This is a genomic window from Acinetobacter sp. CFCC 10889 (genome assembly GCF_003268395.1).
Classification (GTDB): domain Bacteria; phylum Pseudomonadota; class Gammaproteobacteria; order Pseudomonadales; family Moraxellaceae; genus Acinetobacter.
Window position 1 is genome coordinate 41,577 of the sequence record NZ_LQXQ01000010.1, and the last position, 23,876, is coordinate 65,452.

Consider the following 23,876-nt stretch of genomic DNA (forward strand, 5'->3'; position numbering starts at 1 on the left):
GTGAGCTTTTATTGATCATTTTAGTGCCGAGGGCAAACTAACTGTATCGGTTGTTCTGCTTCAAAGTTTGTAGGTTTGCCATTGTTATTATAAGGTTGAAATCGTGAAGAAATCAGCTCTTTATGTACCAAATTATTGAGTTCTACATTGGATGATGGGTTGACTAAGTCGACAGCGTGTATTCGACCATCAGCATTTATACGCAGTTTAGTTTCAAAGGTATAATCACGATCTTTGCGAATCACAGCTTGTTCGTACAATGGATCATCTGCTCGCAGTTTACAAAATTTTGCCGAAATATCCGCTAAGCGTTGAAAACGAGGTTGTTTTTTCCAAGCGATGCCTAAGGGAAATTGGACATTTAAAATATAGTGTTTCTTAGACTGGACTGTATTTGTTACGGCGCTTTTTTGTTGTTCAAGCAGCATTTGGTCTAACTTTTTAAGTTCTTCATGAGAATCACTTTGAGCAAGTTCTAAAGCACGTTGATCTAACATTGGGAATTTGGGATTTGGATTGAGTAATTTGTGTGAAATGCTTTTATTCTCAGGATCAGAGATGAGTTCAATTTGCCAAATATAGTTTTCAGTGTCTAAATTAGTACGTTCCACTTTATTTTTTAAAGTATGAATGTTTGGCGTAGAGTTGATTGTTTGAGTTGGACTATCCTGCTCAAGCGCCCACGCTGTTGTGATAAAAAATAAATGACTGAGAAAAATAATTGAGAATTTAGACATAGGTTTAATATTTAATTCGGCTTTATTGGAAATTGCTGCAATTGTGTGCTGCTTATTATGTTGTAAATCTGCTATGCTATGCAACTTCCGTTTTTTATTACAATCGAGGCAGAGATGACGCAACATAACGCTCAATCGACTTCTGAACAACACATTTCCGAAAACGATTTAATTGCACAGCGTCATGCCAAGCTCAAGCAAATTCAAGATCATGCTAAGGAAACAGGTGTGAGCCCGTGGCCAAACACCTTTAAGCGTGAGCATTATGCACAAGATTTACAAGACCAATTTGCTGACCAATCTAAAGAACAAATCGAAGCTGGTGACAAGGTTTATGTAAAAGTTGCTGGTCGTGTGATGTTGAACCGTGGTTCATTCATCGTAATTCAAGATATGACTGGACGTATTCAACTTTATGTCGCACGTAAAGAACTTGCTCCTGAAGTACTAGATACAATTAAAAGTTTAGATCTTGGCGATATTATTGCAATTGAAGGCTATATCGGTCGTTCAGGTAAAGGTGATCTATATGTTCATATTGAACATTTTGAATTATTAACAAAATCACTGCGCCCACTTCCAGACAAATTCCACGGTTTATCTGATACTGAAGCGAAATATCGTAAACGTTATTTAGATTTGATCGTGAATGAAGAAACACGTAAAACCTTTGAAATTCGTGCCAAAGTAATCGCTGGAATTCGTACGTTTTTGATCAATGAACGTTATATGGAAGTTGAAACGCCAATGATGCACGTGATTCCTGGAGGTGCAACTGCACGTCCATTTGAAACACATCATAATGCTTTGGATATGCCATTGTTCTTACGTATTGCCCCTGAGCTTTATTTAAAGCGTTTGGTGGTGGGTGGTTTTGAACGTGTATTTGAAATTAACCGTAACTTCCGTAACGAAGGTGTTTCAACTCGTCATAACCCAGAATTCACCATGATTGAATTCTATCAAGCTTATGCAGATTATAAAGACTTAATGGCTTTGACTGAAAATATGCTTGAGAAATTGGCGATTGATATTTTAGGTTCAACTGATGTGCCTTATGGTGAAGAAGTGTTTAGCTTCAAAGGTCCATTTAAGAAAATCTCAATGTTTGATGCGATTTTGGAACATAACCCACAATTCACACCTGAAAATGTCGGTGATCGTGACTTCCTTGCAGACTTTGTTAAAAATGAACTAAAAGAGCAAGTGAAACCAGGTTTTGGTTTGGGCAAGCTGCAAACCATCGTGTTTGAAGAAACGGTTGAAACCAAATTACGTCAACCGACATTCATTACTGAATATCCAGCGGAAACGTCTCCACTAGCGCGCCGTAACGATGACAATCCACACATTACGGATCGTTTTGAATTCTTCATTGGTGGTCGTGAGCTGGCAAATGGCTTCTCAGAATTGAATGACCCAATTGACCAAGCAGAGCGTTTCCAAGCGCAAGTGGAAGAAAAAGATGCAGGTGATGATGAAGCAATGCATTATGATGCAGACTTTATTGAAGCATTGGAATATGGTCTACCACCGACTGCAGGTGAGGGCATCGGGATCGACCGTTTGGTGATGTTATTTGCCAATGCAGCGAGTATTCGTGATGTGATTTTATTCCCACATATGCGTCATAAAAACTAAGTGAAATCCAAATTGTAAAAAAGCCACTGAATACAGTGGCTTTTGTATTTAAATGTATTGTGTATACAAAGCATATTTTAAAATATTATGATTTGATATAAATCAAGGCATAATGCAAATGATTTATTACACTGTTAAAATATTGTAATAAAACAGTTTCACCATTGAAAAGTTTGGTTAAAAAAATTAAGGTGGAGCACAGCAATGTTTAGAGAATATAAGACGCATGTTTTTCAAGAAATCATTATGTGCTGTGGTATTGGCAAGTTTATCTTTACCTGTGTTCGCACAAGGCTTGGTATTGAACAATGAAGATATTCGTACAGATTTAAACTGGTTAAATCAACAAGGTGTGATTCAAATCAGTACATCAACTTGGCCAATGAGCGGTGATGAGATTCAACGTGCGCTTTCAGCAGCCAACGTGAGTAATAATACCCAGCAAAAAGTTATTGATTCTATTCAAAATGCCTTAAAAGCTGACAATCAAACTGCAAAATTGGGTTTATTTGCAGAAACGGATCAAAAGAATGTACCGCAAGCATTTGGTGATAGTCAAAAAGCACAATATGTAGGTTCTTTAGAGTTTAATGCTGGTGGTGAAAACTGGGATGCTAAAATTCGTGTGAATGGTGAGAAAGATCCACAGATTGACAATGGTCAAGATGTCAATGTTGAAGGTTCTTATCTTGCAGGTAAACTGTTTAACCAATGGTTAATTGCAGGTCAGATTCCAACTTATTGGGGACCTGGACATGATGGTAGCTTAATTCGTGGTGATGCAAGTCGTCCAGTCTATGGCTTTACAGCACAGCGTGCAGAACAAAAAGCATTTGAATCTAAATGGTTATCTTGGATTGGTCCTTGGCAATATCAGGCATTTGCAGGTCGTCTAGATGATTATAATGCTGTGCCTGATGCAAATTTAGTTGGTTTACGTTTAACTGCACAACCTTTGCCATATTTGGAACTCGGTGCTTCACGTACATTCCAAATTGATGGTGAAGGTCAACCTGGTAGTGGTAAAGCTTATTGGAATGCCTTTATTGGTAAAGACAATGAATGTAATGCACAAGGTTGTTCTGGTGAAGGCAATGCATCTAACCAATTGGCAGGTTTTGATGCACGTTTGAATTTACAACAATTGGCGAATGTACCTATGAGCCTTTATGGGCAATTTATTGGTGAAGATGAAGCAGGTTTATTACCATCTAAAAAAATGTATTTAGCGGGTGCTGATTACTCATCTTCATATAAAGATATGCCTTTCCAGCTTTATGCAGAATGGGCAAATACTGAAACCAATGGTGATGCCAAAGGCATTTCTTATAACCATCACATTTATAAAGATGGTTATTATCAACATGGTTTCTCGCTTGGTCATGCAATGGGTGGCGATGGTGAAATGATCTCGGTTGGTGGTGATATTCGTTTTGATATTATGAATCGTTTAAGTGGTCGTGCGATCTTTGCTAAAGTTAATCAATCAAATCGTTTAACTAATGTTGCTTTCCCTGAAGATGATAAAGTTAAAGCCTTGGATATTACATGGACACATTATTTAAAACCGAGCATTCCATTGAAAATTAATGGTTGGGTGAGTGATTCTGATCATGATGGTAATGATGCGGGTGCATCAATAGGTGTGGAAATTCCATTGGAAAAAGCAATATTTGGTCATTAATTGATCTTTAATTTCTAAAAAATACCTGATCTCAGGGATAGATTGGAAATGTGTTGCGAAATAAAATGATGTTACTTCTTTACATGACCATAAAGAAGTAATTCCTACCATTAAAGATATAATATAACAGTTATATTTTTAATCGTATTTTATAGCTTATCTGATATAGATAAGCTTTTTTTTTGCTTTAAATATAATGATATTTTTATGAAATATACCTAATTTAGGGTATAGATTAGGGAGTACTTTTTTCTTAATATTAAATGACTTCTTTACATGACCATAAAGAAGTAATTCCTACCATTAAAAATATGATGTCAAAGTTATATTTTTAATTGTTTTTATAGCTTATCTAACATGGATAAGCTTTTTTTTGCCTGAAAATTATTTAATATAAAAATTCATTTTCTATAAGTTTTGTTAGGAATAATATGAAAATGATTATTTTGTGTGATTTATACCTAATTTAGGGTATAGAATTGTGATGTGTTTCGTTTTAATATTTCATAAATTATTTAAATAATCATAAAAATGTAATTTATAGTTTGAAGAATAATAATATGATATCAACAGTATAGATTTAATTTTAGCTTATCTTCCTCCAGAGTTAAGCTTTTTTTTTGTCTATTTTTTATTGAATAGGCACTCGTATTTCTAAAGCTTGTTGTAGAATAAAATATTTGATTCAAGGGATATTTTAACTTTGTGGATTTGGTTCTTTAATATAATAATATCTAAAAAATTTAATTGTGCTTGATCAAATTATTTTGCTGCAAGAATAGATTTGAATTTATCTGTATATAGTAAGTAGAATTTATCTGTATATAGTAAGTAGAATTTGGCTGTGTTATAAACTGCATACTAGTCAAATCTGTCAATAGAAAAATTGAAAATCTAGAAACTAAACTCACTGTATTTTTAATATTTTATAATATTGAGGTGGTGAGTAAAAGATAGTTAGTATGCTTTTTGAAACACCACCCATTTTGGATGTATAAATTTCTCCTGTTCTGGTATAGAGTTTATTGTTGGGTAATACCAAGAAACGCAGTGATCTAAGCTAAATTATGTTTATACTGAATAAAGCCTGTCTTTGTTGCGACTTTGTCATAGAGATATTGGGCAGTCAGGTTGGATTCTTGCGTGAGCCAATAGACACGGTCAAATTTTCCAGCACAGACTTGATAGCTATGCTCAATCAGTTGTTTTACCAAGCCTTGGTTTCGATGTGTTTCACTGACATACAAATCTTGTAAATAACAATAGGGCTTGTCTGTCCACATGCTCATGTGCGAAATTAAATGGACAAAGCCCACGACATCATCATTCACCTGAATGGCAAATCCAAACAGATCAGTCTGTTCAGGATTTGTGATTCTCTTCCAAGATAATCTTATTTGTTCTTCGCTCAGTTGTGATTTATAAAAAGTCAGATAGCCTTGCCAAAGCGGGAGCCATTGTTCAAAAGTAATGTTTTCCAATGGAAGAATATGAATAGTCATGGGTTTCTCTATTATTTGCTTATGATGTTTTTATATATGAATATAAAAAAACAAGCAAATGGAGTGAGTTACAAATCACTATAATGAATATAAATTTTAATATGTGTAATAAGTACACCTTTTTGTGAGCTGGTGCTGTCAATGTCTATATCTGAGGAAAGACTTACTCATCTCAAACAGCTTGAAGCTGAGAGTATTCATATTATCCGTGAAGTTGCTGCTGAGTTTGAAAACCCAGTGATGCTTTACTCAATCGGGAAAGACTCAGCTGTGATGCTGCATCTTGCTTTAAAAGCGTTCTATCCTGCCAAGCTGCCTTTCCCACTGTTGCATGTCGACACAGGCTGGAAGTTCAAGGACATGATCACGTTCCGTGACAACATGGCGAAAGAACATGGTTTCGATCTGATCGTACATCAAAATAAAGAAGGTAAAGACGCCAACGTCAATCCATTTGATTATGGTAGCTCTAAATATACTGACATCATGAAAACTCAAGGCTTAAAACAGGCTTTGGATAAATATCAGTTTGATGCGGCATTTGGTGGCGCGCGCCGTGATGAAGAAAAATCACGTGCCAAAGAGCGTGTTTACTCGTTCCGTGACAATAAACATCGTTGGGATCCAAAAAACCAGCGTCCTGAACTTTGGAATCTTTACAATGGTAAAGTGAACAAAGGTGAAAGTATCCGTGTATTCCCATTGTCGAACTGGACTGAGTTGGACATCTGGCAATATATCTACCAAGAAAGTATTCCTTTGGTGCCTCTATATTTAGCTGCTGAACGTCCAGTGGTTGAACGCAGTGGTACGCTGATCATGGTGGATGATGAACGTATGCGTTTAAAAGAAAGCGAAGTTCCACAAATGAAATCGGTACGTTTCCGTACTTTAGGTTGTTATCCATTGACGGGTGCGGTTGAGTCAACTGCAACGACATTGCCTGAAATTATCCAGGAAATGCTTTTGGCGACGAGTTCTGAACGTCAAGGTCGTATGATTGACCATGATGAAGCGGGCTCGATGGAAAAGAAAAAGCAGGAAGGTTATTTCTAAGTATTTCTATATGATCTCTCCCTAACCCCCTCTTTGTGAAAGAGGGGGGACTCTCATAGAAAGGAGCAAGTCTCCCTTAACAAAGGGAGATTTAGAGGGATTGAAGATTGAACAGATACAGAAACCGATTTCTAAAGAATATGTGGAGTTTTGAGCAATGTCTCATCAATCAGAATTGATTAGCCAAGATATCTTGGCATATTTAAAACAGCACGAAAATAAAGACTTATTGCGTTTTCTCACTTGCGGTAATGTCGATGATGGTAAATCGACTTTGATTGGTCGTTTACTTTACGATTCAAAATTGATTTATGAAGATCAATTACAAGCGGTTACCCGTGACTCGAAAAAAGTCGGTACCACAGGTGATGCGCCTGATTTGGCATTACTTGTAGATGGTCTGCAAGCGGAGCGTGAGCAAGGTATTACCATTGATGTGGCTTATCGTTATTTTTCAACTGAAAAACGTAAGTTCATTATTGCCGATACTCCAGGGCATGAGCAGTACACGCGCAACATGGCAACAGGGGCGTCTACAGCTGATCTTGCGATTATCCTGATTGATGCGCGATATGGCGTACAAACACAGACCCGTCGTCACTCATTTATTGCGAGTCTGTTGGGTATTCGCAATATCGTGGTTGCGATCAATAAAATGGATCTCGTTGAATTTTCTGAAGCACGCTTTAATGAAATTCAAGAAGAATATAATACATTCGTAAACCAACTGGGTGATCGTAAACCTGCCAATATCATCTTCACGCCTATTTCTGCGTTGAATGGTGATAACGTGGTGAATCCATCACCAAATACGCCGTGGTATACAGGTAAAACCCTGATGAATACCCTAGAAACGGTTGAAATTACACGTGACACCAGTGCACATGAATTTCGTTTCCCAGTGCAATATGTCAACCGTCCAAACCTCGACTTCCGTGGTTTCTGTGGCACGATTGCTCTAGGTGAAGTAAAAGTTGGCGATGAGCTTGTGGCTTTACCATCGGGCAAAAAGTCTACAGTGAAAGAAATCGTGACTTTTGATGGCAATCTTGAACATGCGATTGCTGGTCAAGCCGTGACATTGACACTGAATGATGAAATCGACGTTTCTCGTGGTAATGTCCTTGTGAAAGCAGGCGAGCAACCGTCTTTGTCTCGTTCTGTACGTGCCTCTGTGGTATGGATGGCGGATCAACCGCTTGTGATTGGTAAGTTGTACAATGTCAAAATTGGTACGCAAACCATTCCTGCGAAAGTTGAAAAAATTAACTATCGTACCAACGTGAATACTTTGGAAAAAATCCAAGTTGAACAACTTGATCTGAATGCTATTGCAGATGTTGAGATTGAGTTTGATGCGCCAGTGGTATTTGACCGTTACCAAGATAGTCGTTATACAGGTTCGTTCATCTTCATCGACCGTTTAAGCAACGTAACGGTTGGTGCAGGTATGGTTGAAGCTGCGGTGGAATGGACTGCACATGATGAGCCTGTAACTGCTGAAGCACGTGCTGCACGTTTGGGGCAAAAGCCTGCTGTAGTTGCGGTATCAGCTAAAGCACTTGAGAATGCGCAATCACTTGAAAGCGTGTTGATTCAACAAGGTATCGTTGCGATTGCCAAAGCAGGTTTATCTGCTGAGCAAGTAGCATTGCTTCGTCAGACGGGTGTTGTGATCATCAGTGATGTTGTGCAAGGTGCCGATGTGAGTTTTGCTCAGGAAACTGTTGAAGAACTGGCAGAAAAAATTGTGGAATTGGTTCGTCTTTAATAGGTTGGACTGATTGAAATAAAACCCACTTTAAATAAGTGGGTTTTTGTTTTATTATTATAAATATTGAATTTAATGAAATACATATGGAAATTGAAGTTTTTGAAATTGAAAAATTAAGTGAATTCATTGCTTTTTTAGAAAGTGTGCCAAGAAATTTTATACTTTCAAGAGGGCATTCGAAAGCCTATGAATTGTTGCCAACAGCTTTTAGAAAAAATAAGAAAGGACAGAGATTATATAGGAAAATTGATTTACAAAGATTTTTAGATGATTTTCAAATTAATTCACATCCTTATATTTCGAATACCAACATTATTGTAAATGATAAGGAATGGATGGTATATGCACAGCACTATGGTGTTCCGACAAAACTGTTAGATTTTACATATTCTCATGTAATATCGTTAATGTTTGCACTTGAAAATGCATTTAATGAAAATGACCCAGAAGACGGTGAGATTTGGTTTCTTGACCCTTGTGCGCTTAATGAAAAAAGTACAGATAGATCTAGTTGTAAGGTATTAAATATTAGTATTCAAAGTGAAGAGTTAGATAAGGCATCTGGACCTATAGCTGTAACTTGCAAAAAAATTCATGAAAGAATTCAAGCTCAAAATGGACTCTTTGTATATTTCCAAGAAGAAAACTCAATGATGTCACTACAAAATTACGCTGATGGTAATATTTTAAAGAGAGTAGTCATAAAAAAAGATTATAAGAAAGAAATTCTAAAATCTTTGAGTGCTTTAGGAATTGGTTATTCATCTTTATATCCTGAATTAGGTTCAGTCTCTAAAGATATAATGTTGAAAAGAAATATTGAAGAATATGTGAAAATGAGTGAAGAATAAATGAGCTTTCCAAAAATTGACCCTAAAGATAGAAGTAGTTCTATTAGAGATTTAAATAAACAAATTAAGAATGGTCTTAAACTTCAGGAATTAACTAGTGATGATATAAAGTTATTAGAAGAAAATGAACGATTTGAATATATTGATGCAATTATTGTTCAACCAGATTATCAACGTGAATATCGTTATACGATTACTGATGAAAGTTTATTAATAGAGTCTATTATTGTAGGTATTCCAGTACCACCAATTTTTTTAGCTAACACTCGTTACTTAGGGATACAAGTATTAAATGTTGTTGATGGACAACATCGTTTGACGGCATTTCATCGGTATATTAATAATGACTTTAAATTACAAAATCTTAAACTATGTGAAAACTTAAATGATAAGTTTTTTAGAGATCTTGATTCAGATGTTAAAGAAAAAATTATTTCATCAAATATTCAACAAATTATATTTAAAGAATTTCCTGGTAAAGTTTTTGAATTAGAAATATTTAATAGATATAACAAAGGTACAAAACCTTTGACACAGCAGGAAATAAGAAATGCTGTTTATAGTTCAAAATTTAATTCTTATGTTAATAATTTTTCAAAAATGATTTGTATAAAAGAAGAGCAGAGAGTTGATTTTGATATTTATAGCTTAGATGATCTTGCAAAACTAGGTGAAATTTATAATGCAACGCAGGATAGATTCTTAAAGAAAAAAATTCAAGAAAGTGTTTTTGTAATTCTTAATGTATTAGAGAATGGTTTTAGTGAGCAATTAAAAAAATCACCTCAATATGCTGAAAGTTATATGCAAGAAAAGGCAAAACAAGAAGAAGTCATTAATAATTACGAAATTCAAATTTCTATGATTAAAGAGGATTATTCTAGAGGCACTTCTGATACTGAAATAGATGAACTAAAAAGGACTATTGAAATTAAAGAAGATGAAGTTGAAAAAAATTTTGTAACTGTTAAAGATAAATTTAGACAGTTTAATAGTCTAATTCTTAAAATTAACGAAAAAATTGAATATCCTTTTTCTAGAGAGATTTATGGAATATCTAGCAGAAATTATAAATTTCAAATATCAATTGCTATGATTTTAGCTGGAATAGTTCATAAATTATTAAGTTCTGGTGAAAATGTTACTAATTTAAATAATATCACTAAAGTCACTAAATATATTAGTAAATTATTATCTAGCTCTTATTTAGAAGATCCTAATTATAATGCATCATCGACAAATTATGTTGAATTAACAAAGTTGATAGAGGCTGTGGATATTTTTGAATTAGTGGAGAAAGATCAGCTTAATTTAATTTAATTAATACTGTTCAGATTCAGATTCAGATTCAGATTGGAGTGGGTTTTTTAGCTAAGGTCTTCTATACACCAAATAAACCCTACTCAAAATCGCTATAATCCCGACATAGTCAAAATGAATGGCAAACTCTTTAAAATCTACATTTAGAAAAGCTATTAAATAGCTTTCCTATTTTTGATATTACATTTTATCTACAACCCCGACACATTCCCTTTACTCGGATAAGTAAATTGATGCTGTAGGTCTATCGTAAATTTCTGTTTTGGACGTAACTCAATATTCCACTGGTTAATATTGGGTTGACCTTGCCAAGTTGTACTATTCGGTTGCGGCTGATAAGTAGAATGCGTTACTAATTTTCCATTGCGACTTTGTGGTTCAGCTTCAAAAACAGTCAGTTGAACAGGATAAGGGTGTAGGTTCTCAATGCTATATTGCTGCTTTTGAATCGTTTGAGATTTCGCATCCGCAAGTGGTCTTTTTTGATCTGATAAATCAATGACACGGATTTGAATCTGTTCATCTGTACCGAAGCTGATTTGCATACCGTCATTACTTGTATTTGACCATTGACGCTCACCAATAAAGTCACCATCACGGTATAACTTCACCAAACCATTCGGCAAGTTTGAGTCTAATTTCGTAATATTCGCAATGATAGAAGCCTTTTGACTTTGCTTTGGAATTGCCCAAATAGCCAGTTGTGTAGAGAAACTTTCACTACTTAAAGGTAAATAAATCTGCTGTTGACTACTATAAATTGTAGCTTGGGTATTTGAGCGAAATTCGGTACTTAAATTTAACTGATTGGCTTGGAATTGTGGAAATAGAGGTGGTTTTTCTAAAGAATCTTGAACATTGGAAAGTTTAGCAACGGGTGCAGGCATGACAGGTTCTTGGAATATCGCTCCTCCTGAAAGATAATTCACACGAGCTGGCTGAGGTTCATAATAATCTACCCACCAATTTTGTGGTGTGAGTTGTTGCACATAACCTTGTGGGGTAGCAGTGGAAAGGGTTAATTTTACATTTGTCCAATCTTCACCTGTTTTTTGTGCAATCATCGCCATACGAGTTAGTTTGACTTGTTTAGATTGTGTATCTAATTCGGCTTTGTACATCGGCTGCCAACGTGCATATGGCACCAAATAACTCAGTTTAATTATGCCATTTCTAGGTGCTTGTACATAAAATTTTAAGCTACGTTGCTTAAATTGATGATCACCAATTGCGGCTAAATCTTGCTGAAGTTCTTGTAAACGTTGTTCTAATTTGGTTTTTTCAACTTTGGCTTGATCTATGGCAATAAAAGCATCATAGGCTTTATTGCGTACTTTGTTTGCTGAGCCTTTCGTCATATTTTCTAGAAATTTATTTTGTAATTCAGCTGCCTGAATAATTGAATTTTGCTCAGAAATTTGTTTTTCGATCTGTTCTATTTGATTTTTTAATTCACGAGACTCTGTGCCAGAAGGTTTGTCTAAAGCACTGTCTTGATGTGACACAGCATTGATTTCAATATTGTTTTCAGTTTGATATTGCAGTTGTGCAATGTCAAAATTGGCAGCAAGACCTTGCAAAGTGACAATATTTTCTCCCGCTTTGACAGGAATATTGCGTTCAATTTTTGCGGTGCTTGGATATAAAGTGACGTGTTGAATGGGGGCATCAGCGAGGGTTAATGCAAAACACATTGAAATTGGTAAATTGAGTAAAATGAGATAGCCAATAGATTTAATTTTCATTGTCAGCTCTATAAAGTTTGTAAAAATATGATTTTTAGATATTAAAGCTTATTTAGTATAGGGCAAAGTAAAATAAAATTTAAATAAAAAAGCCTCTTTCGAGGCAAATGATCAATGTGAGCTGACTGAAGAAAGATACTTTTGAATATATTCTTCACGTAACTCATTTCGCTGTACAGTCGTTGTTGCTTTTTGCATCTTATGGCGCATTTCATTGCGTTCAGAGCTACTCATTTGCTGCCAAACTTCACGCATTTTTTGCTTTTCTTCTTCGGGGAGTTGGGTAAACCAATCCATTCTCTGCTGCAAAGCGACACTTTGTGACTCAGGAATTTCTTTCAGATTTTGATAGCGCTTAATTAAAGCCCGTTGTTCGTCTTCAGATAACGCATCCCAAGTATCGTTGACCTGCGTATCCGCATCTTTGGAAAAAATCCAAAAACGCTCAAAGCCTGCAAAACTTGTTTGTAAAAAACCAATTGCACAAAAAGCCAAAACGAGTTTTTTAGCTGCCATGGGAATGACTATCCTCACCAAATACAGATAACATCTCTAAATCTTCCATCATTTGTGGTGAAAGTTTAGGTGTAACAACAACATGTTGTGCAGCAGGTGTGGTCTGCTCAGAATCAAAAGCATTGGGTAAAATCACAATACCTGTTAATGCTGCTGCCAAAGCGAAACCTGTCATTTTCCAATGACCAAAACGAGATGTCGGTTTATCATGAATATGTTCAAGTACATTATTCATGACCACCGCTTTGTTACGGTGATTGCGAGCAAGACCGTCCAATTTAGATGTTACTTGTTTCGTAAAATCATCATTATTCATCCGATGATCCTCCATAAGGATTTAAATGCGATAACGTAGTTCTCAATCCTTGAATCGCCCTATGGTAATGGGTTTTAACGCTACCTTCTGTACAGTTCATAATAGATGCTGTGGTTTGAGTATCAAAGCCTTCCCATGCACGTAACATAAATGCTTGTTGTTGACGTACAGGTAAACGACTAATCGCTTCTTGAATCTCTTCAATAGTTAGGTCTTGATCTAAAAACTGTAAAGGATTAGGCGTAGATTCATCAACTATGTCCATCACTTCTTCATCGTCACTGTCGAGATCGACTTTACGGAATAATGAAAAAGGTGAAGCACGACGAGCTTCTTTACGACGCCAATCCTGTAACTTATTGTTTAAGATCGTATAAAATAGGGGATACCATTCCTCAGTTGATTTCTCAGCATAAGACTTGTGTAAAGAAATGAAGGCTTCTTGCACCAAGTCCATTGCGATACCATTATGACCCTGTGTTGCACTTTCCATCATCACCAAGGCACGACCTGTCACGTCTTGCATAAAAAACTTCAGACGTTGTTCAGCCGTACTCTTTAGAGCTGCAGTTGTTTCAGACTGTGACTTCTTTGGCGCTAAATCCATAGAGATGGAAAATCCCGTCATTGGGCACCCACCATAATTTTATAAACCTACACATATAACGTTTAAAAACTAAGGTGGGTTGACAAACAATACAATTATTTTTATCAGTTTAAAGGATTTTTTAAGGTACGGTACAGACAATAAAATAATTTAACCAATTAAAGGCGTTGACGTACCATTTCAAAGAAACAAATTGAACCAGCAACAGCAACATTGAGTGATTCTTGACCGCCTGGTTGGGGGATACTGACTGCCTGCGCATGTTGTAGTGCAAATTCAGAGACACCCTGACCTTCATTGCCTAAGATCCAAACACATTGTGGGCGTAGATTTTTGCTATATAGGCTTTCAGATTCATGTGAGCTAGTCACATATACAGGGATTTTAAATTGTTTGAGAATATCTTCTAAAACAATGTTTTCATAAGTTTGTAGTGAAAAATGTGCACCCATACCTGCACGGAGGACACGTGGTGACCATAACGATGCTGAGCCTTTCGTGCAGACGACTTGTTCGATTCCTGCTGCAGCAGCTGAACGCAGCAGTGTACCTACATTTCCAGGATCTTGGATATTTTCAAGAATTAAAGTGTCTTCGGTAAAATTTAATGCTTCACGTGATGATGGTAGGTCTACGATTGCTAGGCAGGCGATAGATGTACCTAAAGTGCTGAGATCTTTATATAACGCTTCGCTTAAGACAAAAACGATACCTGTGTATTGAGAAAAAATTTCATCAAAATCAGGGTGTTCAAGTGCATGTTCAGTGGTGAAAATTGATTTGATCTGACGCTTTTTTTCAAGCCATGCCAAAGTCAAGTGTGTACCTTCAAGTACGGTTTGACCTTGTTTTTTACGATAGGTGTTTTGTTCAATTAAGCCACGTAAGTGTTTAATTTTTGGGTTATCACGTGATTCTAAAAATATGGTAGGCATGGGAGTGCATCCAAAAAATGTAAATTGGGGTTGTGCATATGCAACAACCCCTAAATGGACTTACTCCCTTTACAGAGAGTAAAAATGATTAAAATATAATAACTTAGTTGTGGTAGCTTGTTACAAGCTCAACTTCATTTTTAGAACCAATCACCACAGGAACACGTTGGTGTAATTCTGTTGGTTGAATATTTAAAATGCGGACACGACCAGTAGTTGACGCACCACCTGCTTGTTCCATGAGCATGCTCATCGGATTTGCTTCATACATCAAACGTAAACGACCAGCTTTTTTCGGATCTTTGGTATCGTATGGGTATAAGAAAATACCGCTACGGCAAAGGATACGGTGAATGTCACCAACCATACATGCCACCCAACGCATGTTGAAATCTTTTTCACGTACAGATGTTTTACCTGCTTGTAATTCATCAATATAACGTTTTACAGGTGCTTCCCAGTGACGTTGATTTGATGCATTGATCGCATATTCTTTGGTGTCAGCAGCGACTTGGATATTTTCAGAAGTCAATAAGAATTCTTTTGATTCAGGGTCAAAAGTAAAGAATACAGTACCAGCACCTACAGTTAATGCCATCATGGTAGATGGACCATAAAGTACATAACCTGCAGCAGCTTGATCTTTACCTGCTTGCATGAAGTCTTCTGCTTGAGTGACTGCATTTTTTGCATTTAAAATAGAGAAAATCGTACCGACACACATGTTAATGTCGATGTTACTTGAACCATCGAGTGGATCAAATAAAACCAAGTATTTACCATTTTCTTGTGCAGCAGTGAATTCATCTAATTCTTCAGATGCTAAGCCACCAACATTTTTATTGATTTTTAAGGCATCAATTAAATAATCGTTTGAAATTACATCCAATTTTTTCTGTTCTTCGCCTTGAACATTTTCATGTTGCGCACTTCCTAAAACACCAGCCAATGCACCTTTTTGTAGCAGTTGGTCAATAGATTTACACGTGTTGGCAATGGTTTCAATAACATCTGCAAGTTCAGGTGTTAAGTTCCCTTGTTGTAGTTGTAAATACTGGGATAAAGTGCGATTTGACATAGCAAAGCTGCTCCAATAAAAGCGATAATTTTCTAACAAATTAAACAATCTGGCTATTTTAGATGAGTTTGCTGCAAATTAAAAATCATCCTGTGTTATTTGTCGTGATTTTAGGCTTGAAAGTATTTTAGAAACTGCTATGTTGAAGGTACAAAAGGATAGCGTTAAGGAGCACTGTTATGACCACGCAAAAGTTTGAAGCGACTCCAACACAAGGTGAAGGTATTGATTTAGCTGAAATTAGTACCGAAAATGTAAAGGCTGCATGGAAAGATTACGAAGCAAAACCTGAGTATAAAAAATTCAATAAGCATGATCTCATTGAATCCATGCAAAGTCCCAAGCAAACTGAAACTGAATCTTAATTTATAAAAAAAGCGCCCATTTGATATGAGCGCTTTTTTACTTTGGTACATTTTATTGAAGAGCTATTATTTTAATAATGGCGGAACAGCTTCGTAGTTAAGTTCTACACGGCGGTTTTCTTTCCAAGCTGCTTCATTGTGTCCAGCATTGATTGGCATTTCTTTACCATAGCTCACTGCTTCAAGCTGAGTAGCATTCACACCATTGGTAGTTAAGTAGCTTTGTACTGCTTTGGCACGGCGTTCACCTAAAGCCATATTGTATTCACGTGTACCACGCTCGTCTGTATGACCTGTTAATGCGATTTTCGAGTTTGCATTTGCCACTAAGAATTGAGCATGTGCTTGTAAGGTTTGATAATCTTCATTTGAAAGATCACTACTGTCATAGTCAAAATGTACCACACGTTTTGCTAAAAATGCTTTATTGGCTTCAGTTACACCTTTTGAAGAAGCACCTGCAAGATTTTGCGCATTTAATGCAGCATCTTCACTCAAACCTGTGGTGTTTACACTGTTTGGATTTGTTGTTGCATTTGCATCAGTTGTTGGTTTGCGGTTTGCACAGCCTGTCATCACTAAACTTACAGCGAGTAAAGGTAGTGCTAAGTATTTAATCGTATTCATTATAAACTCCATAAAGTTTTTCTAAGTTACAGCACGTTTTGATTAAAGCATTTAAAATAAAACTTTGTCGATATATCTCAAATGGGGTTTGTTGACTTATTTAGGTGCCCAAGCAGGTTCACGGACTTCACCTTGTTCACTTGGTAAATTCATGCGGAAACGCCCATCTGTAGACATGATGGCTAATAGTCCACGGTTGCCTTCACGAGTTGCGTATACCACCATTTGACCATTTGGTGAGAAACTTGGTGATTCATCGAGGCTTGTTGGGGTCAGGATGTTGGTAATGCCTGTAGAAATTTCTTGAATCGCAACTTTATAGTTACTGCCTGATGGACGATGTACTAAGGCAACGTATTTACCATCAGCACTAAGTGAACCACGTGCGTTAAATGCACCACGGAAGGTTAAACGTTTGGTTGAACCATCTGCTAAGTTGTAGCGATAAATTTGTGCTGAACCGCCACGGTCTGAAGTAAAAATAAATGATTTTCCATCAGGTGCATAACGTGCTTCAGTATCAATTGCACTGTCACTCGTCATTCGTTTAACTTGACGAGTTTCTAAGTCCATTTGGTAAATTTCAGGATTATCATGCATTGATGCGGTGAATAGCATGTATTTTCCATCAGGAGAGAAACTTGGTGCGCCATTTAATCCACGGAAGCTTGCATATTTTTCACGTTGACCAGTTGCAAGGTCTTGTACATAGATCGCAGGACGCTTAGTTTCAAAGGATACATAAGCAATTTTTTGCGCATCAGGTGTCCAAGCAGGTGAAAGAATAGGATCACGAGAGGTTAAAATGGTTTTAGGTTGTGCGCCATCTGTATCTGCAATTTGTAAAGTATAACGCTGCTCAGGTGTCGCAGGATTACGTAATACATAAGCAATACGTCCACTAAAGTCACCTTTAATGCCTGTAAGTGCTTGGTAAATCGCATCAGAAATCATATGTGCCGCAGAACGTACACGAGACACAGGAACTGTCAACAACTCATTGAGTAAAAAAGTTTGTTTTTCAACATCATAGAGTTGGTAGTGTACAGCTAATGAGCCATCAGGATTGGTCTTTGTATCACCAACAACAACATAGGGTACGCCACTTGCTTTCCAAGCTTCAGCATTAATATTGTTTAAACTTGCTGTTGTAGGAAGATTTTTCGATGAGCTGCTAAAACGACCTGAGCGATTTAAGTCAGTTTCAATGATTGGATAAATCGTTTGATCATTACCAAATGGGAGAATCGCAATTTTCGGTGCTTCTTCAGGTGCTTTGGCAATTTCTAAATGCAATTGTGCATAGGTTGAAGGCACGAAGGCAGGGCTAAAAGAAGCCAATACAACTGCCAAACTGAGTAAGTGTTTAGGCGTGATTTTCATGGGTGTTCATGTACTCAAATATTGATTTTTTAACTATGAATAGCTTTGTAGCATAAAGACATGATTTTAATCTATATAAAGCATGTAATTATGAATGTTCAGTGAAATATCGAATAGAGTCTCACATTTTTATGACGATTTTGATACGTCATTCTCTAAATAGTTGTTGGCAACTTTGACATAGTGCCGTGCTGAATAAGGCAAAAACTCCTTTTCAGCATCTGTTAAAGGGCGTATTTGTTGTACAGGGCTGCCAACATATAAATATCCACTTTTTAAGACTTTACGAGGTGGAACAAGACTTCCTGCACCGATCATCACATCATCTTCAATAATTACATCATCTAAAACGACGGTATTAATTCCGATCAAAACACGATCACCAATGCGACAACCATGTAAAGTGACATGATGCCCAACCGTGACATCTTCACCAATGATGAGGGGAGAGCCCTCGGGTTTAGACTCTTTTTTGTGACTGACATGTAACATACAATGATCTTGTACATTGCTATTTTGTCCGATTTTAATCGAATTTACATCACCACGAATGACTGCAAAAGGCCAAACAGATACATTTGGGGCAAGTGTGACTTCACCGATAATGACACTTAAGTCATCAATATAACAAGTTGAGTCGATTTTTGGACGATGTTCCAAATAAGTGCGAATATTCTTCTTCATAAGATCCCTTTATTTTTCAACATAATTGAATATGATTATAAAAGAAAAGCATTCATATCCTAGACATGAATGCTTTTTTTGAAAATTTTAAATGAACTTAAAATAAGTTGCTAAAGAACATTTTAATATGGTCAATCATACGAGAGAAGAAACCCGCTTCTTCAACAGCATTGATTGCGACCAAAGGTTTTTCCGTAATCACTTTACCATTTAAGGTCGCTGTCAATTTACCAATGACTTGACCTTTTTGTAGTGGGGCATTGAGGTTGGGTTGTACAGAAATTTGCGTTTTGATTGCATCTGCTTGACCTTTAGGCATGGTTACATTAAATGCCTCAGGTAAACCGACTTGAACTTCGCTGTCTTTACCAAAATACACTTTGGCTTTTGCCATGACTTGATTAGCAGGTTGAACATTGACTGTTTCAAAGTTTGAATAACCCCAAGACAATAATTCACGGGTTTGAGATGCACGTTCATTCATTGATGGTGCACCAAAAATCACAGAAATTAAACGCATCGGACCACGTTTTGCGGAAGTCGTTAAACAATAACCTGCTTCATCTGTATGACCTGTTTTTAAACCATCTACACTTGGATCAGTATAAAGTAAGGCATTACGGTTGCCTTGTTTGATCCCATTAAAGGTAAATTCTTTTTCTGAATAGATTGGGTAGTATTTTGAACTGTCATGAATGATATGTTTTGCAAGATTTGCCATATCTTTTGCAGTGGAATAATGACCTTCAGCAGGCATCCCAGTTGCATTGATAAAGTGAGTGTTGGTCATGCCAATACGTTTTGCTTCTTGATTCATCTCATGTGCAAAAGTACCTTCATTACCAGAAATATGCTCAGCCATTGCTTTTGATGCATCATTTCCTGATTGAACAATAATTCCACGTAACATTTCTAGTGCAGTTGCTGTACCATTTAATGGAACATACATACAAGATTCTGTACTGCTGCCTCGGCACCAAGCCGATTCATTCATACGAACTTTTTCGTCTTCAGTTAGATCACCTTTTAATAATTTTTGTTCAATAATATAACTCGTCATCATTTTCGTCATTGAAGCAGGTGCGAGTTTTTCATTTTCATTCTTAGATGCAAGGATTTGCCCTGTTTCATAATCCATCAAAACGTAAGATTTATTATTTAATTCTGGTGGATTCGATAAAACAGTTGCTGCATAGGAAAATGAAGGCAGGAGTAACAATGCAGCGAGGGCGCTTTTTCGGGTCATTCTAGGTAGTTCCAATCTTTGTACGAGCACTAAAAGAGGCTAGCATTTTAGGACAAAGCAAAGCCGACTTCTATGGGTTAAGTCGGCTTATTTGACAGTATTTGTAACGAATTGGTGTATTGTCGAATCGGTCAATTAGTTTTGTGGTTGATAGTTGAGCACATCTTCACAGACGCCTATATTGGCTTCTTTTCCTGCTTTTTTCGCATCACTTTGTGCTTCTTTCAAAACACTTTTAAAAGATTTCTCTTTAACTAATTTTTTAATGTCTGTAGTAGGATCAGTCGATTCGGGTAAGAATTCTTTGAGTAAACGTGCATAACCTGCTTCAAAAGCTTCATCATCTTTAACGAGTTTAGGGCAGATGTCAGACAGTACGTAGATTGCAGCCAATTCTTCATTGGTTACGCTATGTTGAGTGACTTCAATATTTTCATCTTGGGCATCTGTATTTTTATCCGCAGCAAATGCAGTTGGCATTGCGATAAAAGAGATAGATAAAATCCCCACAGCAAGAGTTTTTAAAAGCGTACGCATAACGAACCTTGTTAACTTAATGATTTGTCTAGAATAAACTGATTCTATGAAAATAAAATAGAGAAAATGTATTGAAGATGTTGGATTTCAATAAAATGTAGCGATAAATATCGGGTGAAATACATGATTTTGTATGCAAATTATACAGCCTGTTCAGATGATAGGTGGAATTATTTTGAATCCTATAAATGTTTGAAATGCATTATATGGAATGAAATTTGAACTGATTTTGTTGGTCTAATGGTGGAGTACAGAGAAATCGCAAAAGTGTAAAAATACTCATACGTGATTTTTGTTACTCTATGCGCCAATTTAAATATTTTTGATGAAAGAGAAATAGTGTGAATATTTTAATCGCCAATGATGATGGTGTATTTGCACCTGGAATACAAGCTTTAGCACAAGCACTTAAACCTTTGGGGCGTGTAGTCATTGTTGCACCTGAAAGTGAACGCAGTGGTTTTTCGAGTGCCTTAACTTTAGATCGACCATTGCGTCCGATTCCTGTTGCTGAAGATGTTTGGGCAGTGAATGGTACACCTGCAGACTGTGTTTATTTGGCAATGAATGGTTTGTTTGATTTTGAATTTGATCTTGTGGTGAGTGGTATTAATAGCGGTGCAAATTTGGGGGATGATGTTTTGTACTCAGGTACTGTAGGTGCAGCATTTGAAGGACGCTTAATGGAACAAGCGGCGATTGCTGTGTCACTTGCAGGCAGTAATGTACGTTCCTATCAACGTCCTGAAGATTATGCAGTTGCAGCAAAATGGGTACATGATTTTATTGCCCAAGGTATTCCTACTTTGCCTGAGCGCCATATTTTCAATATTAACATTCCTGATGTTGCGCAAATCCAAGGTACACAAATCACTTATCAAGGTCGTCGTATACAGTCCAAACCAATAACCAGTCAGGTTGATCCTCGTGGTCGTCAAGTGTATTGGATTGGGCTTGCAGGTGAGGCGGTGACTGATCCGAAAAAAAGTGACTTGAATGTTCAATCTGATTTTTTGCAGTTGCCAATGGTTATGTCAGTATTACACCAATTCAAATGGATGCAACGAATTACAGTGTTTTAACCCATTTACAGCAACAATTGCGCTAAATCCAACAGTGGGTGTAAAGCCTGTAGAAGCTTATGTTATAAGTTTGTGAAAAAGCTGGCTTAAATCATCAAAAGCTAAGCTTTTTTGCTAATCTTAGGCAGAATATTTTAAAAACTATTTTCTGGAGAGGGAAATCAATGCTTTCGTTACGATCACAGCAACTTTATCTATCACCACGAGGCTGGATAAATGCACTCGTTTTATCATCTGCTGTGGTTACAACTTTAGTCATGACAGGATGTGCTTCAAAACCACAAATTAATAACCCTGTGCGCTATGCCAATGCGCCTGATTATTATACTGTACGCTCAGGTGATACTTTAAGCGGTATTGCGGCACGATATGGATTAAGTTATCTCAGTGTAGCGGAGATGAATGATATTGCAGCACCATATCGCATCTATGTAAATCAATCTATTCGTCTGAAAAAGGGCAGTGGTTCAAATAATAATCGACCAACCACACAAGTTTTTAATAATACTGATACAGAAATCAAGCGCCAAACGATCAATTTACCGAATAATCAAACAACAACGACAGTACCAAAACCAGTAACACCTGTGCCAGTTGTTCCTGTAACACCAACTGCACCTGTCACGACTGCACCATCAATATCTACAAATTTGCGTTGGGTAAAACCCTCAAATGGTGCTGTGATTGCAAATTATAATTTAGCGCAAAATATCAAAGGCATTCGTTTTGGTGGAAATGTTGGCGATCCTGTGTTTGCAGCAGCCAATGGACAAGTGGTTTATGCCGCTGATGGTTTAAAAGAATATGGTAATTTAGTCTTAGTTAAACATATCGATGGTTACATTACAGCATATGCACATAACAGTAAAATTCTTGTGAAAAGCGGCGACAACGTCACAGCAGGACAAAAAATTGCGGAAATGGGCGCATCTGGTGCACCACGTACAATGCTTGAGTTTCAAATTCGTTTAGATGGTAAACCAATTAACCCTGCAAATATTTTACCGTCAGTCTAATTTATTTGGTGCAAATATTAATTTTCTTCGTATAATACAATGAGTTGCTTTTAACAAAAAGTGTGAAGCATCTCATAATTTCAGAGGGAAATTTATGTTAGATCAACTTCGAGCGATGGGTGTTTTTGCTTGTGTCGTTGAAAAAAGCTCTTTCAGTGGTGCTGCGCGTGAACTCGGCATTACGACTAGTGCCGTTAGCCAACAAGTTCGATCATTAGAACAAGAAATGGAAGTAACTCTACTTCACCGTTCTACACGAAAATTGAGTTTAACAGAAGCTGGTCAAGCTTTTTTTCATAGTTGCCAAGAAATGTTGGCAGCAGCAGAGCGCGGCAAAATCCGCATTAATGAATTACGTGATGATTTGGTGGGTGAGTTGCGTATTGCAACGACACCTGAATTAGGTGCAACGCATGTTGTTCCAGCGTTGTCACATTGGATGTCTGCACATCGTGGACTTATGGTACATTTTGAAGCAGATAATCAATTTATTGATTTGATTCAAGAACGTATTGATATTGCGATCCGTATGTGTTCAAAAATTGAAGAGTCAAATACAGTTTCAAGTATACCACTTGCACGGGTTGACCAAGTGCTTGTGGCATCACCGAGTTATTTAAATCAAACGGCGCCAATTTCACGTCCAGAGGATTTAAGTAATCATGATTTGATTCCTGTGAATATCATGAAAAATTATCAAAGTTTTTCATTTCAACATGTGTCATCGGGTGAAAGTGTGAATGTAGAAATGCAGAATCGCTTACAAACCAACAATGTTTTTGTTGCAAAATCTTTATGCCAACATGGTCATGGCATTGCACGTATTTTATACTTAGATGTGCAAAAAGAATTAATGAATGGGACATTAGTAGAAGTATTACCAGATTGGAAATTGCCAACTTTTACATTGAATGCAATGACCTTAAAACGTGAACAACAACCGATGAAAATTCACCGTTGTTTGGATGCTTTAAAGCAATATTTTAGTCAGTTACCTGGTGGACGTATTTATCAAGAAGCGTCTTAAATCTCAATTTTTATATATAATTAATGCAGTATAAGAATACGATTAATGAATTAACCGAGTTATTTTAATAGCTCGGTTTTTTTATATTTGTATTTAATATATTTGTTGACATAAAAAATGAGCATCCTATTGATACTCATTTTTTGT

General features: G+C 36.6%; 22 protein-coding genes and 1 pseudogene. 10 read left to right on the forward strand and 13 right to left on the reverse strand.

Translation table 11 applies throughout. The annotated features are described in order from the left end of the window. Positions 1-20 precede the first annotated feature (20 nt). Entirely contained in the window at positions 21-863 is an 843-nt protein-coding gene (locus tag AVJ19_RS05280; RefSeq protein WP_162626541.1) for a hypothetical protein, read from the reverse strand. Between AVJ19_RS05280 and lysS the strand changes: the two genes are divergently transcribed. Both lysS and AVJ19_RS05290 read left to right on the forward strand, forming a co-directional pair. Beyond that, positions 852-2,378 carry a lysine--tRNA ligase gene (gene lysS / locus AVJ19_RS05285; protein WP_111858778.1) on the forward strand — a complete coding sequence of 509 codons (1,527 nt, stop codon included), beginning with the start codon at positions 852-854 and terminating at the stop codon, positions 2,376-2,378. The two genes, AVJ19_RS05280 and lysS, sit on opposite strands and share 12 nt — an antisense overlap. A gap of 226 nt (positions 2,379-2,604) precedes the next feature. Further along, complete coding sequence (locus tag AVJ19_RS05290; protein ID WP_111858735.1) at positions 2,605-4,062, forward strand: capsule assembly Wzi family protein; 1,458 nt, start codon at positions 2,605-2,607, stop codon at positions 4,060-4,062. 1,055 nt (positions 4,063-5,117) lie between these two features. On the opposite strand, the gene AVJ19_RS05295 is transcribed toward AVJ19_RS05290, so the two are convergent. Next, the gene (locus AVJ19_RS05295) at positions 5,118-5,564 is read right to left on the reverse strand and encodes a GNAT family N-acetyltransferase (RefSeq protein WP_111858736.1); all 447 of its coding nucleotides are present in this window, start codon (positions 5,562-5,564) and stop codon (positions 5,118-5,120) included. Positions 5,565-5,711: 147 nt separating this feature from the next. On the opposite strand from AVJ19_RS05295, the gene cysD reads away from it, so the two are divergent. The 4 genes from cysD (at position 5,712) to AVJ19_RS05315 (ending at position 10,565) form a co-directional block, all read left to right on the forward strand. Then, positions 5,712-6,620: a sulfate adenylyltransferase subunit CysD gene (gene cysD, locus AVJ19_RS05300; RefSeq protein ID WP_171334166.1), complete on the forward strand. Its 909-nt coding sequence runs from the start codon at positions 5,712-5,714 to the stop codon at positions 6,618-6,620. 157 nt (positions 6,621-6,777) lie between these two features. Then, a complete protein-coding gene (gene cysN, locus AVJ19_RS05305; RefSeq protein ID WP_111858738.1) occupies positions 6,778-8,391 on the forward strand; it encodes a sulfate adenylyltransferase subunit CysN in 1,614 nt (537 codons plus the stop codon). An 86-nt stretch (positions 8,392-8,477) separates the two neighbouring features. After that, complete coding sequence (locus tag AVJ19_RS05310) at positions 8,478-9,245, forward strand: FRG domain-containing protein (protein WP_111858779.1); 768 nt, start codon at positions 8,478-8,480, stop codon at positions 9,243-9,245. Further along, entirely contained in the window at positions 9,246-10,565 is a 1,320-nt protein-coding gene (locus AVJ19_RS05315; RefSeq protein WP_111858739.1) for a DUF262 domain-containing protein, read from the forward strand. A 191-nt stretch (positions 10,566-10,756) separates the two neighbouring features. Here the strand turns inward: AVJ19_RS05315 and AVJ19_RS05320 are convergent, their stop codons facing one another. From AVJ19_RS05320 to AVJ19_RS05345, 6 genes are all read right to left on the reverse strand, one after another. Then, positions 10,757-12,310, reverse strand: a complete 1,554-nt coding sequence (locus tag AVJ19_RS05320) for a DUF4139 domain-containing protein (protein WP_111858740.1) — start codon at positions 12,308-12,310, stop codon at positions 10,757-10,759. A gap of 111 nt (positions 12,311-12,421) precedes the next feature. After that, positions 12,422-12,826 carry a DUF3106 domain-containing protein gene (locus tag AVJ19_RS05325; RefSeq protein WP_111858741.1) on the reverse strand — a complete coding sequence of 135 codons (405 nt, stop codon included), beginning with the start codon at positions 12,824-12,826 and terminating at the stop codon, positions 12,422-12,424. Continuing rightward, complete coding sequence (locus tag AVJ19_RS05330) at positions 12,816-13,142, reverse strand: hypothetical protein (RefSeq protein ID WP_111858742.1); 327 nt, start codon at positions 13,140-13,142, stop codon at positions 12,816-12,818. Before AVJ19_RS05330 ends, AVJ19_RS05325 begins: the two co-directional genes overlap by 11 nt. Next, a complete protein-coding gene (locus tag AVJ19_RS05335) occupies positions 13,135-13,749 on the reverse strand; it encodes an RNA polymerase sigma factor (protein ID WP_162626542.1) in 615 nt (204 codons plus the stop codon). Before AVJ19_RS05335 ends, AVJ19_RS05330 begins: the two co-directional genes overlap by 8 nt. A gap of 158 nt (positions 13,750-13,907) precedes the next feature. Then, complete coding sequence (locus tag AVJ19_RS05340) at positions 13,908-14,684, reverse strand: TrmH family RNA methyltransferase (RefSeq protein WP_111858744.1); 777 nt, start codon at positions 14,682-14,684, stop codon at positions 13,908-13,910. Positions 14,685-14,787: 103 nt separating this feature from the next. After that, positions 14,788-15,762, reverse strand: coding sequence for a class 1 fructose-bisphosphatase (locus AVJ19_RS05345; RefSeq protein ID WP_111858745.1), 975 nt, complete (start codon positions 15,760-15,762; stop codon positions 14,788-14,790). Between the two features lie 179 nt (positions 15,763-15,941). Here AVJ19_RS05345 and AVJ19_RS05350 point away from each other — a divergent pair, with 179 nt between their 5' ends. After that, entirely contained in the window at positions 15,942-16,127 is a 186-nt protein-coding gene (locus tag AVJ19_RS05350; protein WP_111858746.1) for an NF038105 family protein, read from the forward strand. Positions 16,128-16,193: 66 nt separating this feature from the next. Here the strand turns inward: AVJ19_RS05350 and pal are convergent, their stop codons facing one another. From pal to AVJ19_RS05375, 5 genes are all read right to left on the reverse strand, one after another. Continuing rightward, a complete protein-coding gene (gene pal, locus AVJ19_RS05355; protein ID WP_111858747.1) occupies positions 16,194-16,754 on the reverse strand; it encodes a peptidoglycan-associated lipoprotein Pal in 561 nt (186 codons plus the stop codon). A gap of 96 nt (positions 16,755-16,850) precedes the next feature. Beyond that, a complete protein-coding gene (gene tolB / locus AVJ19_RS05360) occupies positions 16,851-18,137 on the reverse strand; it encodes a Tol-Pal system beta propeller repeat protein TolB (RefSeq protein WP_111858748.1) in 1,287 nt (428 codons plus the stop codon). Positions 18,138-18,266: 129 nt separating this feature from the next. After that, positions 18,267-18,821, reverse strand: a complete 555-nt coding sequence (locus AVJ19_RS05365; protein ID WP_111858749.1) for a gamma carbonic anhydrase family protein — start codon at positions 18,819-18,821, stop codon at positions 18,267-18,269. 97 nt (positions 18,822-18,918) lie between these two features. Further along, positions 18,919-20,067 carry a D-alanyl-D-alanine carboxypeptidase PBP5/6 gene (gene dacC / locus AVJ19_RS05370; RefSeq protein ID WP_111858750.1) on the reverse strand — a complete coding sequence of 383 codons (1,149 nt, stop codon included), beginning with the start codon at positions 20,065-20,067 and terminating at the stop codon, positions 18,919-18,921. A gap of 135 nt (positions 20,068-20,202) precedes the next feature. Then, the gene (locus tag AVJ19_RS05375) at positions 20,203-20,604 is read right to left on the reverse strand and encodes an MCR_0457 family protein (protein WP_111858751.1); all 402 of its coding nucleotides are present in this window, start codon (positions 20,602-20,604) and stop codon (positions 20,203-20,205) included. A 341-nt stretch (positions 20,605-20,945) separates the two neighbouring features. Here AVJ19_RS05375 and surE point away from each other — a divergent pair. The 3 genes and pseudogenes from surE to AVJ19_RS05390 all read left to right on the forward strand — a co-directional run bounded on the left by surE (position 20,946) and on the right by AVJ19_RS05390 (position 23,729). After that, positions 20,946-21,712, forward strand: a pseudogene (surE, locus tag AVJ19_RS05380) (5'/3'-nucleotidase SurE). A gap of 138 nt (positions 21,713-21,850) precedes the next feature. Then, entirely contained in the window at positions 21,851-22,702 is an 852-nt protein-coding gene (locus tag AVJ19_RS05385; RefSeq protein ID WP_111858752.1) for a peptidoglycan DD-metalloendopeptidase family protein, read from the forward strand. Between the two features lie 94 nt (positions 22,703-22,796). After that, positions 22,797-23,729 carry a LysR family transcriptional regulator gene (locus AVJ19_RS05390; protein ID WP_111858753.1) on the forward strand — a complete coding sequence of 311 codons (933 nt, stop codon included), beginning with the start codon at positions 22,797-22,799 and terminating at the stop codon, positions 23,727-23,729. Positions 23,730-23,876: the final 147 nt, after the last annotated feature.